The sequence below is a fragment of the Streptomyces sp. NPDC002156 genome, assembly GCF_053593675.1.
In genome coordinates this window covers 1-12,460 of sequence record NZ_JBSFDA010000098.1, presented here as the reverse complement: position 1 = coordinate 12,460, position 12,460 = coordinate 1, and the positions used below count along the sequence as shown (strand labels likewise).

The window sequence follows — 12,460 nt, the reverse complement described above, 5'->3', positions numbered from 1 at the left end:
CCGGCGCCCTGGGCAGGTCGCACGGTCGCGGGTACTCTGCGCCGGTGTCCACGCCCCCGCCGCCCGCAGAGCCGCCCAAGCCCTCCGAACCCCCTTCCGCGTCCCCGCCCTCCGATCCCCTGGACGGGATCCGGTTCGCCTTCGGCACGCTGACCGTGCTGCCGGTGAAGGTGACCCGCTGGGACCGGGACGCGGCGCGTGGCGGCATGCTGTGCGCGCCGGTGGCCGGTCTGGCCGTCGGTGCGGGTGCCGCCCTGACCGGTCTGCTGCTGCTCTTCCTGGGCGCGGGCGCACTGCTCGCCGCCGTCGCCACGGCCGCCGTGCCCGCCGTGCTCACCCGGGGGCTGCATCTCGACGGTCTCGCCGACACCGCCGACGGGCTGGGCAGCGGCAAGCCCGCCGAGGACGCGCTGCGCATCATGAAGCAGTCGGACATCGGCCCGTTCGGGGTGATCGCCCTCCTGTTCGTGCTGCTGGCCCAGGTGGCCGCGCTCGCCCAGCTGTACGGCGACTCCTGGGCCCGGGGTGCGCTCGCCGCCGTCGTCTCGGCGACCGCCGCCCGCCTCGCCCTCACCCTGGCCGCCCGCACCGGCGTACCGGCCGCACGGCCCGAGGGGCTGGGGGCCGCGGTCGCGGGCACGGTACCCATGCGCTCGGCGCTGCTCGTGGCGACCCTGGTCACTGCCCTGGCGGCCGGCTACGGGGCGTTCTTCGGGGTATTCGACATTGTCCGTACGGCCTTCGCGGTCATCGTGGCCTGCGCCGCCGCCGAACTCCTCCTCCAGCGCTGCACGCGCCGCTTCGGCGGGGTCACCGGCGACGTCTTCGGCGCCCTCGCAGAGACGGCGGCGACGACGGCACTGGTCGTGCTGTCGCTGGGGTAGTGCGGACGGGCGCCTCCTCGGACGCGGAGCCCAACTCGGGCTCTCCGCAGACCACTTGGCCGCGGCGCGCCACCGGAACGTGGTCCGGATTCATATCGAACCCCGGTACGATCTGCGCCTCAGCGCCGCCGGACGCGTTCGACGCGACCCTCGTGGAAGGACATCGAGACACAGTGCAGGCTCCGCTGCCACGCCGGGCGAAGGGACCGTCGGCGATCGCCGCGGCCTCCGCTGCCGTCGCCAGGCCGGGTTCCGAATCCGAGGACGATTCCGAGCCCCGCCCGGAACCCGAGGCCCCGACACCGCCGATGTCCGCGGCGGCGACCGCGTTCGTGGTGGAGGAGCTCGCGGAACCCGCGACGCCCGCGCAGTCGGCGAAACCGGGAACGCCGGCCGAGCCGGTGACGTCGGCGCAGCCCGCGAGGCCCGTGGCCACTGTCGCGCCGCCCCCGGCCGGGCGGCGGTTGCCCCAAGTCGCCTTGCTGGCCGGGGCCATCGTGGTCGCGGCCGCGCTGATCGGCGGTGCCATCATCGTGGTCGGTGCTGGTGACGATGACGGGCAGGCGTCGGCGCCGAGTGCCGTACCGGGCACCACCCAGGGCGGCGGGCCGCCCGCGAGCGAGCCGAGCGAGCCGAGCGGGCCCGGCTCGGCCTCGCCGTCCGTCTCCCTGTCCGCCTCGCCGACGACGAAGAGCACCAGCGCGCCGAAGTCACCGGCCTCGGAACCCGCCAAGGACAGCGGTGCCGGCGCGCCCGTTCAGGACGAGCCGTCCGCCACCGTGGCCGCCGACGACGACGGCGGCGGTGCCGCGAACGGGTCGGTCAGCAGCGATGCCGACACCTCCTGCACCGCCACTGCGGGTTCCGGCGCCATGACCGGCTACTTCGCCTGCGCATCCGCCGGAACCGTCCGTCTCCAGGTGACCTTCCACACCTCGGAGCGCTTCCTGCACGCCTTCTTCGACACCGACGGCAACACCGCGACCGGTTACCAGCTCCCCTCGCCGTCGCCCTCGGCCCTCGGCGCCGACTACATGATCGAGAACGGCGTCCTCTACCGGAGCCGGTCGACCAGCTGGAAGTGGAGCGAGATCGCAGCCCGTCCCACGGAGACGGTCAGCGGCTCCACCTACACGTGGACCCTGCCGCTGAGCAGGCTCGGCTCACCGACGGGTACGCAGCGGGTGGAGTTCAACGCCGGAACCGACTTCACTCCGGTGCTCACCTTCAGCCCGAAGTAGCCGATCCGCTCCGGTGGTTGTGCCGGCGGGCCCGTGCACCCGCTGGTCACCGGGTGCACGCCCACAGGAATGAGCGAAACCGGCCACCGAGCGTAGGCTCGTGGCGGCTGTACCAACCCTGGTACTGACAGCCCCTGAGGCCGGATTTAGGGTCGCTTGTCGGGCCTGGTCGACCCATTCCACTCGGCCACAGAACCTTTTCAGACGGAAGCGAGAATTCACCACCGTGACTGCTCTCACTCTCAGCACCGCCGCGGCGCCCGGCCTCCGGGCCGACGCGATCGTCGTCGGTGTCGCCAAGGGCACCAAAGGACCGGTCGTCGCACCGGGCGCCGAGGCCGTGGACCAGGCGTACGACGGCAAGCTCGCCGACGTCCTGGGAACCCTCGGCGCCTCCGGTGCCGAGGGCGAGGTGACCAAGCTGCCCGCCCCGGCCGGCTTCAAGGCACCCGTCGTCGTGGCCGTCGGCCTCGGCGCGCTGCCCGAGAAGGACGAGACCTTCGGCGCCGAGTCGCTGCGCCGGGCCGCCGGTGTGGCCGCCCGCACCCTCGCCGGCGCCAAGAAGGCCGCCTTCGCCCTGCCCATCGAGGACGCGGCCGACGCCGGTGCGATCGGCGAGGGCGCGCTGCTCGGTGCGTACGCCTTCGACGCGTACAAGGAGATCGGCAGGAACGGCAAGGACGCCAAGAACGGCAAGGCGCCGCTCGCCGAGGTCGCCCTGCTCGGCGGCAAGCCGCGCGACGCCGCGTACAAGGCGGCCGTCGCCCGCGCCACCGCGGTGTCCGAGGAGCTGAACCGCGCCCGCGACCTGATCAACACCCCGCCGAACGATCTCAACCCGGAGGCCTTCGCGGCCGTCGCGCAGGCCGCGGCCGAGGAGCACGGCATCCAGGTCGAGGTGCTGGACGTGGCGGCGCTGGAGGAGGGCGGCTACGGCGGCATCCTCGGCGTCGGCATCGGCTCCGCCGCCGGACCCCGGCTGGTGAAGCTGACGTACACGCACGACGCCGCGAGCAAGCACCTCGCGTACGTCGGCAAGGGCATCACCTACGACTCGGGCGGCATCTCGCTCAAGCCCGCCGGGCACAACGAGACGATGAAGTGCGACATGAGCGGGGCGGCGGCGGTCTTCGCGGCCGTGGTCGCCGCCGCACGTCTCGGCCTGGAGGTCAACGTCACCGGCTGGCTGGCGCTGGCCGAGAACATGCCGTCCGGCTCCGCCACCCGTCCCGGTGACGTGCTGCGCATGTACAGCGGCAAGACGGTGGAGGTCCTCAACACCGACGCCGAGGGCCGCCTCGTCCTCGCCGACGCCCTGTGGGCCGCCTCGGCGGAGAAGCCGGACGCGATCGTCGACGTGGCGACGCTCACCGGCGCGATGATGCTGGCGCTGGGGAACCGGACGTACGGGATCATGGCGAACGACGACGCGTTCCGCTCCGCGGTGCACGAGGCGGCGGAGGAGGTCGGGGAGGCGGCGTGGCCGATGCCGCTGCCGGACCACCTGAAGAAGGGGATGGAGTCCCCGACCGCCGATATCGCGAACATGGGTGAGCGGTACGGGGGTGGGCTGGTCGCGGGGTTGTTCCTGCGGGAGTTCGTGGGTGAGGGGATCACCTGGGCGCACCTCGACATCGCGGGGCCCGCGTTCAACGAGGGTGGGCCCTTCGGGTACACCCCCAAGGGCGGTACCGGGACCGCGGTTCGTACGTTGGTGCGGCTGGCTGAGCTGACTGCTGTCGGCGACCTGGGCTGAGGGGCGTTTTTGTGACGGGACCTCGTGGGCGGGTAGTCCGAGGTCCCGTCGCGCCCAGTAGCTCGGTTCCTGGTGTTGATCGGCGGGTGCGGGTCGTGTGTGGCTTGTCGCGCCCGCGCGGCGGAGCCGCACATGTCACAGCCCCGCGCCCCTGGGTGGGTCATCTCGCCCTTCTCCGAAAAGTGTGTGGGGTGTCCGTCACACCAGCCCGGCGTCTCTTCTGCGTCCGACAAGTGCGAAGATGGGGCTCGGCAGGATAGGGCCCCCACCACAGGGCCGAAGAAAGACGGCCGGACACCAGCCGCCGCCCGGTCACTGACGACCGGCGTACGGCGCACATGCATGGAGGACGTGACGTGGCGAACGACGCCAGCACCGTTTTCGACCTAGTGATCCTCGGCGGTGGCAGTGGCGGGTACGCCGCGGCGCTGCGCGGGGCCCAGCTGGGGCTTGACGTCGCCCTGATCGAGAAGGACAAGGTCGGCGGTACCTGCCTGCACCGGGGATGCATCCCCACCAAGGCCCTGCTCCACGCGGGCGAGATCGCCGACCAGGCCCGCGAGAGCGAGCAGTTCGGTGTGAAGGCCACCTTCGAGGGCATCGACATCGCCGGGGTCCACAAGTACAAGGACGGCGTGATCGCCGGTCTGTACAAGGGACTCCAGGGGCTCGTCGCCTCTCGCAAGGTCACCTACATCGAGGGTGAGGGGCGGCTCTCCTCCCCCACCTCCGTCGATGTCAACGGGCAGCGGATCCAGGGCCGCCACGTCCTGCTGGCGACCGGCTCCGTGCCGAAGTCGCTGCCGGGCCTGGAGATCGACGGCAACCGGATCATCTCCTCGGACCACGCCCTCGTCCTGGACCGGGTGCCGAAGTCCGCGATCGTCCTCGGTGGCGGTGTCATCGGCGTCGAGTTCGCCTCCGCCTGGAAGTCCTTCGGCACCGACATCACGATCATCGAGGGGCTGAAGCACCTCGCTCCCCTCGAGGACGAGAACTCCTCCAAGCTTCTTGAGCGCGCGTTCCGCAAGCGCGGCATCAAGTTCAACCTGGGCACGTTCTTCTCCAAGGCCGAGTACACCGCCGACGGCGTCAAGGTGACCCTCGCCGACGGCAAGGAGTTCGAGGCCGAGCTGCTGCTGGTGGCTGTGGGCCGCGGGCCCGTCTCCGCCGGCCTCGGCTACGAGGAGCAGGGCGTCGCGATGGACCGCGGCTACGTCCTGGTCGACGAGTACATGCGGACGAACGTCCCGACGATCTCCGCCGTCGGTGACCTGGTCCCGACGCTCCAGCTCGCGCACGTCGGCTTCGCCGAGGGCATCCTGGTGGCGGAGCGTCTGGCCGGTCTGAAGGCCGTCCCGATCGACTACGACGGCGTGCCCCGGGTGACGTACTGCCACCCCGAGGTCGCCTCCGTGGGCATCACCGAGGCCAAGGCCAAGGAGATCTACGGTGCGGACAAGGTCGTCGCTCTGAAGTACAACCTCGCGGGCAACGGCAAGAGCAAGATCCTGAACACCTCGGGCGAGATCAAGCTCGTCCAGGTCAAGGACGGTGCCGTGGTCGGCGTCCACATGGTCGGCGACCGCATGGGCGAGCAGGTCGGCGAAGCCCAGCTGATCTACAACTGGGAGGCGCTGCCGGCCGAGGTCGCGCAGCTCATCCACGCCCACCCGACGCAGAGCGAGGCGCTCGGCGAGGCCCACCTGGCCCTGGCCGGCAAGCCGCTGCACTCCCACGACTGACCCTCGGTCGACGGACGACGACACAGACTTCCGCAATTCGTAAGGAGCAACCGAAACCATGGCGGTTTCCGTAACCCTTCCGGCGCTCGGTGAGAGCGTCACCGAGGGCACTGTCACCCGCTGGCTGAAGGCCGAGGGCGAGCGCGTCGAGGCCGACGAGCCGCTGCTGGAGGTGTCGACCGACAAGGTCGACACCGAGATCCCCTCGCCCGTCTCCGGTGTCCTGGCGTCCATCAAGGTCGCCGAGGACGAGACGGTCGAGGTCGGCGCCGAGCTGGCCCTGATCGACGACGGCAGCGGCGCCCCCGCTGCCGCCCCTGCCCCGGCCGCTGAGCCGGTCGCCGCGCCCGCCGCTCCGGCCCCCGTGGCCGAGGCGCCGGCCGCTCCGGCTCCTGCCCCGGCTGCGGCTCCGGCCGCCGCCGCCCCCGCCGGTGGCGCGTCCGGCACCGACGTCACCCTCCCTGCCCTCGGTGAGAGCGTCACCGAGGGCACCGTCACCCGCTGGCTGAAGTCGGTCGGCGACAGCGTCGAGGCCGACGAGCCGCTGCTCGAGGTCTCCACGGACAAGGTCGACACCGAGATCCCGGCGCCCACCTCCGGTGTGCTCCTGGAGATCGTGGTCGGCGAGGACGAGACCGCCGAGGTCGGCGCCAAGCTGGCCGTGATCGGCGCCCCGGGTGCCGCTCCGGCGGCTGCCCCGGCACCGGCCGCCCCGGCTCCGGCGCCCGTCGCCGCTGCCCCGGCGCCCGCTCCGGCGGCCCCGGCCGCGCCCGTCGCGCCCCCGGCCCCCGTGGCTCCGGCCGCTCCGGCCCCGGCTCCGGTCCAGGCCGCGGCTCCGGTCGCTCCCCCGGCGCCCGCGCCGGCTGCGCCCGCCCCGGTCACCCCGGCTCCGGCTCCCGTCGCCGCGCAGGCCACCGACGAGGGTGCGTACGTCACCCCGCTGGTGCGCAAGCTCGCCGCCGAGAACGGCGTCGACCTGGGCACCGTCAAGGGCACCGGCGTCGGCGGCCGTATCCGCAAGCAGGACGTCCTCGCCGCCGCCGAGGCCGCGAAGGCCGCCGCGGCTGCTCCGGCGCCCGCCGCTGCCGCTGCCCCGGCCGCCAAGAAGGCTCCGGCCCTGGAGGCCTCTCCCCTCCGCGGCCAGACCATCAAGATGCCTCGCATCCGCAAGGTCATCGGCGACAACATGGTGAAGGCCCTGCACGAGCAGGCCCAGCTGTCCTCGGTCGTCGAGGTCGACGTCACGCGGCTGATGCGCCTGCGCAACAAGGCCAAGGACTCCTTCGCGGCCCGCGAGGGCGTCAAGCTCTCCCCGATGCCGTTCTTCGTCAAGGCCGCGGCCCAGGCGCTGAAGGCGCACGCGCCCGTCAACGCCCGGATCAACGTGGACGAGGGCACGATCACCTACTTCGACACCGAGAACATCGGTATCGCGGTGGACTCCGAGAAGGGCCTGATGACCCCGGTCATCAAGCACGCGGGCGACCTCAACATCGCTGGTATCGCCAAGGCCACGGCCGAGCTCGCGGGCAAGGTCCGGGCCAACAAGATCACCCCGGACGAGCTGTCCGGCGCGACCTTCACCATCTCCAACACCGGCTCGCGCGGCGCGCTCTTCGACACGATCATCGTGCCGCCGAACCAGGTCGCGATCCTGGGCATCGGTGCGACGGTCAAGCGTCCGGCGGTCATCGAGACGGAGGAGGGCACGGTCATCGGCGTACGCGACATGACGTACCTGACCCTGTCCTACGACCACCGCCTGGTCGACGGCGCCGACGCGGCCCGTTACCTGACGGCTGTCAAGGCGATCCTGGAGGCGGGCGAGTTCGAGGTCGAGCTGGGCCTCTGATCAGCCTCGATGTAGTACGTACGGTGCCCCGCCGGAGTCCTCCGGCGGGGCACCGTCGTTTCGCGCAGGCGTCTGGTCGCGCCCCAAAGGGGCGCGGGGAATTGCGCGACCAGCCACAACGGCGCCGCAGCGGACGAACGACCTATCCAGCGGAGCACTCAATGGGGCGTGAGCTTGTTGTCCGTCCAGCCGCTCAGCGTCTCCACCCACGCATTCGGGATCGCCAACTTGGCCGCCTTCGGCAGGTGCCGGGTCCGGTAGGCCTTCAGGACGTCGTACGTGGCGTCCAGGCAGTCCCTGGAGGTCAGCTCGCCGGTCTCCGGGTCGACGCCGACCAGGAACCCGCGCTCCTCGACGGTACCGATCATGTCGCGAGCCGCCGGGACATCGCTCCGCGACGAGTTCGTACAGCGGTAGCGGGTGTACGGGTGGTCGGACTTCCCCGGATAGTGCGCGTCCCGGGACATCTCGCTCAGCATCTTCTTGTACGAGCCCTCCGTGTGCCAGGCCCCGATGTCACCGCCGGGCGGCGTGTACAGCTTGCCCGACGGGTTCTCGACCGCTCCGTACACCCAGCGGTCGGTGCCCGTGATCCGGAAGCCCCAGCCGACGTGCCCGAACTTCTGCGCACCGTCGGGTTTCACGAAGACGCACGCCCCGCCGGAACGCCGGGTCCCGGCGGGGGCCGACATGCCCTGGAGCCCCTCCGCTGTGCCGGTCACCGTGGCCGGTTTCTCCTCGCCACTCGTGACGGCGCCCGACCGGCACCCCGTCCCGCCCACGACCACCCCGGCCACCACCACCGCGACCCACAGCCCGAAACCGTTCATCCCATCCCCCGATGGTCCGAGGGACGCCCCGTTCGCGAACCCTCTGCAGACGGCGACACCGTTGCGGGCGACCGGGTTTCGCCGGCGAGAGGGCGGTGACACGGCGGTGACGGCTCCGGACCGGCTCCGGTACATGCGCCGCCCTACGCGCTGTGGCGTGCGCCCTGTCCGGTCTGTAACGCTCGTCTCACGGACGCCCGCACTCGCGCCCGGAAACCCTCTGGACAGGGACGCGGCCGTATTGTCTATAGGTCAACGCCCCTGGGGCCGAAGCCCCTCCCTCAAGGAGCCCTCATGACCGCGCCCGTCGTCCACTCGCTGCGCGAGCAGATCCGCGAGCACATCGTGGAGGGGATCGTCAGCGGGCGCTGGAAGCCGGGCGAGCGGATCGTGGAGCGCCGGATCGCGACCGAGCTGGAGGTCAGCCAGACCCCCGTACGGGAGGCGCTGCGCGAGCTGGAGTCGCTGCGGCTGATCGAGTCGGCCCCCAACAAGGGCGTCCGCGTCCGGAATCTGACCGCCGCCGACCTGGAGGAGAGCTACCCCGTCCGGGCCGGTCTGGAGGCCATCGCGGCCGAGCTGGCGGCGGCGAAGCTGGCGGACGACTGCTCGGCCCTCGAACCGCATGTGGCCGCCCTGTACGAGGCCGACCGCGCGTCGGACGGAACCGGCCAGGTCCGGCACACGGTGGCGTTCCACCGCGAGATGGTGCGCGCGGCCGGGAACTCGGTGCTGCTGCACACCTGGGAGGGGCTGGGCATCGAGGTCTTCACGGCCCTGTCGATCCGCTGGCTGGGGACGGTCCAGCAGTCGTACGCGGAGGAGCACGAGGAGCTGGTCGCCGCCTTCCGCCGCCGGGATCCACGGATCGCGGAACTGGTGAAGGCGCATGTGCTGGGGTGCGCGCCGCGCCCGTGACGCAAGCGGTTGCTCACTCACTCATCTGCGGAAACCCGCCCTCGGCACGACACTCGGTGCCCGGTTGAAAGGCACCCCGTGCCTACTTTCTCGTGATCAAGAGGTTTTGCCCTTCAACCCTTTGATCGATCATCGATCAGAGAGTTATTGTCACCGACGGGTCCCCACAAGGACCCACAGCCCTGTCCTGCCAAAGACCAAGGGCACCCCCCTTCGACTGAGGAAGGCGGCGACATGACCGACCCCAAGGCCATCCAGCCGAGCGAGCTCGACCAGCTCCCTGACCGCGACCCCGAAGAGACCGCCGAATGGCAGGCCTCACTGGACGCGGTCACCAAGGCGGCCGGGCCGCACCGTGCCGCGTATCTGATGCGCCGCACACTGGAGCGCGCCGAGGGCAACGGCATCGCGCTGCCCAAGCTCCTGGAGACGGACTACGTCAACACCATCCCGACCGCCGCCGAGCCCGTAGTGGACGGCGACGAGGCGATGGAGCACCGGATCACCGCCTGGAACCGCTGGAACGCGGCTGCCATGGTGAGCCGGGGCAGCAAATACGGCGTGGGCGGCCACATCGCCACCTTCGCCTCGGCCGCCTGGCTGTACGAGACGGGCTTCAACCACTTCTTCAGGGGCAAGGAGGGCGACGGTTCCGGTGACCAGCTGTACATCCAGGGCCACGCCTCCCCCGGGATCTACGCCCGCGCCTTCCTCGACGGCCGGCTGACCGAGGACCACCTCGACAACTTCCGCCGCGAGTCGGGCGGCAACGGCCTCCCGTCGTACCCGCACCCGCGGCGGCTGCCCTGGCTGTGGGAGTTCCCGACGGTGTCGATGGGCCTCGGCCCGCTGTCGGCGATCTACCAGGCACGCTTCAACCGGTACCTCACCAACCGCAGCATCAAGGACGTCTCCGCGTCCCATGTGTGGGCGTTCCTCGGCGACGGCGAGATGGACGAGCCGGAGTCGACGGCGGCACTCGCGCTCGCCTCCCGCGAGGGCCTGGACAACCTGACCTTCGTCATCAACTGCAACCTCCAGCGCCTCGACGGCCCGGTCCGCGCGAACTTCAAGATCGTGCAGGAGCTGGAGGCGCAGTTCCGTGGCGCCGGCTGGAATGTGATCAAGACCCTGTGGGGTACGGCGTGGGACGAGCTGTTCCAGCTCGACACGACTGGCGCGCTGGTGCGCAGGCTCCGTGAGGTACCGGACGCCCAGGTGCAGACGTACCAGACCCGTGACGCCGCCTACATCCGCGCCGACTTCTTCGGCAAGGACCCGGCGCTCGCCGAGATGGCGAAGCTGCTGAGCGACGACAGGATCCTGGAGTGCTTCCACCTCTCGCGCGGCGGGCACGAGTCGCGCAAGGTGTACGCGGCCTACAAGGCGGCGCTCGCGCACAAGGGCGCGCCGACGGTGATCCTGGCCCAGACGGTCAAGGGCTTCACGCTCGGCGAGGGCTTCGCGTCGAAGAACGCCAACCACCAGATGAAGAAGCTGACGGTGGACGAGTTCAAGCAGATGCGTGATCTGCTCGAACTCCCCATCAAGGACAGTGACTTCGTCGACGGTGTGGTCCCCTACGGCCACCCGGGCGCCGACTCCCCCGAGGTCCGCTACCTCCAGGAGCGCCGCGCGGCGCTGGGCGGCCCGGCTCCGGCCCGCCGTACGCACACGCTGGCCCCGCTTCCGGCCCCCTCCGAGAAGGCGTTCACGTCGTTCGACAAGGGCTCCGGCTCGCAGAACGTGGCGACGACGATGGCCTTCGTACGCCTGGTCAAGGACCTGGTCCGCGACAAGGAGACGGGCCGGCGCTGGGTACCGATCGTGCCGGACGAGGCACGCACTTTCGGCATGGAGAGCCTCTTCCCCTCCCTCGGGATCTACTCCCCCAAGGGCCAGACGTACGAGCCGGTCGACCGTGACCAGCTGATGTACTACAAGGAGGCCAAGGACGGTCAGATCCTCAACGAGGGGATCACCGAGGCCGGTTCCATGGCGGACTTCATCGCCGCGTCGACGTCGTACTCGACGCACGGCGAAGCGATGATCCCCTTCTACATCTTCTACTCGATGTTCGGCTGGCAGCGCACGGCCGACCAGATGTGGCAGCTCGGCGACCAGCTCGGCCGTGGCTTCCTGGTGGGCGCGACGGCCGGCCGTACGACGCTGACGGGCGAGGGGCTGCAGCACGCGGACGGGCACTCGCCGGTGATCGCGGCGACGAATCCGGCGGCGCTGTCGTACGACCCGGCGTTCGCGTACGAGGTGGCGGTGATCGTCCGTGACGGCCTCCGCCGGATGTACGGCGAGGCGGCGCCCGGCGAGGACCCGAACGTCTTCTACTACCTGACGGTGTACAACGAGCCGATCCCGCAGCCGGCGAAGCCGTCGGCGTCGGGTGTCGATACCGACGAGGGCATCGTCAAGGGGCTGTACCGCTTCAACACGGCGGAGTCGGCGGGGCTTTCCCCGGCGGCCAACGCGCCGCGCATCCAACTGCTCGGCTCCGGTACGGCGATCCACTGGGCCCTGGAGGCGCAGCGGCTGCTCGCCGAGGAGTGGGGTGTGGCGGGGGACGTGTGGTCGGCGACGTCCTGGACGGAGCTGCGGCGGGACGCGTTGGAGGCGGATGCGGCGTTGCTGCGCGGCGAGGACCGCGTGCCGTACGTCCGTCAGGCGCTGCACGGCGCTGAGGGCCCGGTGCTCGCGGTCTCCGACTACATGCGCCAGGTGCCCGACCAGATCGCGCAGTGGGTCGAGCAGGACTACTCGTCGCTGGGCGCGGACGGATTCGGCCTGTCGGACACGCGGGACGCTGCGCGGCGGTACTTCGGGGTGGACGCGGAGTCGATCGTCGTCGCGGCCTTGGCCCAGTTGGCGCGGCGGGGTGAAGTGAAGGCGACGGCGGTGAAGGAGGCGCGGGAGCGGTACGGGCTGTAGGCACCCGCAGTTTCTTCGCCCCCGCCGCCCCTGCCCGTCCCATCCCTGGGGGCTGCGCCCCCAGACCCCCGCTACGGCCCTGAAGGGGCCTTGTCCTCAAACGCCGGACGGGCTGAAAGACCAACCCCGGCCGGCGTTCGAGGACAACCGCACTCAGCCCACCCCCGCCGTACTTCAGTACCGGCCCGCACCCTCCAGCCCGTCCGGCGTTTGAGGACGAGGCCGTTCAGGCCGACGGCGGACCCACAGCAGAGACATCCACTGCACGAAGGGGAAGCCATGACAGCGACG

At 71.1% G+C, this 12,460-nt stretch carries 8 protein-coding genes; 7 read left to right on the top strand and 1 reads right to left on the bottom strand.

The genetic code is table 11. The features are described from left to right. The first annotated feature begins 44 nt into the window (after positions 1-44). The 5 genes from ACWCRB_RS31840 to sucB all read left to right on the top strand — a co-directional run bounded on the left by ACWCRB_RS31840 (position 45) and on the right by sucB (position 7,478). Complete coding sequence (locus ACWCRB_RS31840; RefSeq protein ID WP_450999349.1) at positions 45-884, top strand: adenosylcobinamide-GDP ribazoletransferase; 840 nt, start codon at positions 45-47, stop codon at positions 882-884. Positions 885-1,057: 173 nt separating this feature from the next. Continuing rightward, positions 1,058-2,125, top strand: coding sequence for a hypothetical protein (locus ACWCRB_RS31835; protein ID WP_450999348.1), 1,068 nt, complete (start codon positions 1,058-1,060; stop codon positions 2,123-2,125). Between the two features lie 226 nt (positions 2,126-2,351). Beyond that, positions 2,352-3,881 (top strand): leucyl aminopeptidase, encoded by a 1,530-nt coding sequence (locus ACWCRB_RS31830; protein ID WP_450999347.1) that lies wholly within the window; start codon positions 2,352-2,354, stop codon positions 3,879-3,881. Between the two features lie 356 nt (positions 3,882-4,237). Continuing rightward, positions 4,238-5,626 (top strand): dihydrolipoyl dehydrogenase, encoded by a 1,389-nt coding sequence (gene lpdA, locus ACWCRB_RS31825; protein WP_389350229.1) that lies wholly within the window; start codon positions 4,238-4,240, stop codon positions 5,624-5,626. Positions 5,627-5,684: 58 nt separating this feature from the next. After that, on the top strand, positions 5,685-7,478 hold the full coding sequence (sucB, locus tag ACWCRB_RS31820; protein WP_450999346.1) for a 2-oxoglutarate dehydrogenase, E2 component, dihydrolipoamide succinyltransferase: 1,794 nt from the start codon (positions 5,685-5,687) through the stop codon (positions 7,476-7,478). 158 nt (positions 7,479-7,636) lie between these two features. Here sucB and ACWCRB_RS31815 read toward each other — a convergent pair whose 3' ends face one another. Next, positions 7,637-8,308 (bottom strand): hypothetical protein, encoded by a 672-nt coding sequence (locus tag ACWCRB_RS31815; protein WP_450999345.1) that lies wholly within the window; start codon positions 8,306-8,308, stop codon positions 7,637-7,639. A gap of 294 nt (positions 8,309-8,602) precedes the next feature. Between ACWCRB_RS31815 and ACWCRB_RS31810 the strand changes: the two genes are divergently transcribed. Further along, the gene (locus tag ACWCRB_RS31810) at positions 8,603-9,226 is read left to right on the top strand and encodes a GntR family transcriptional regulator (RefSeq protein ID WP_235479727.1); all 624 of its coding nucleotides are present in this window, start codon (positions 8,603-8,605) and stop codon (positions 9,224-9,226) included. A gap of 234 nt (positions 9,227-9,460) precedes the next feature. Next, entirely contained in the window at positions 9,461-12,169 is a 2,709-nt protein-coding gene (gene aceE / locus ACWCRB_RS31805; RefSeq protein ID WP_450999344.1) for a pyruvate dehydrogenase (acetyl-transferring), homodimeric type, read from the top strand. The last annotated feature ends 291 nt before the right edge of the window (positions 12,170-12,460 follow it).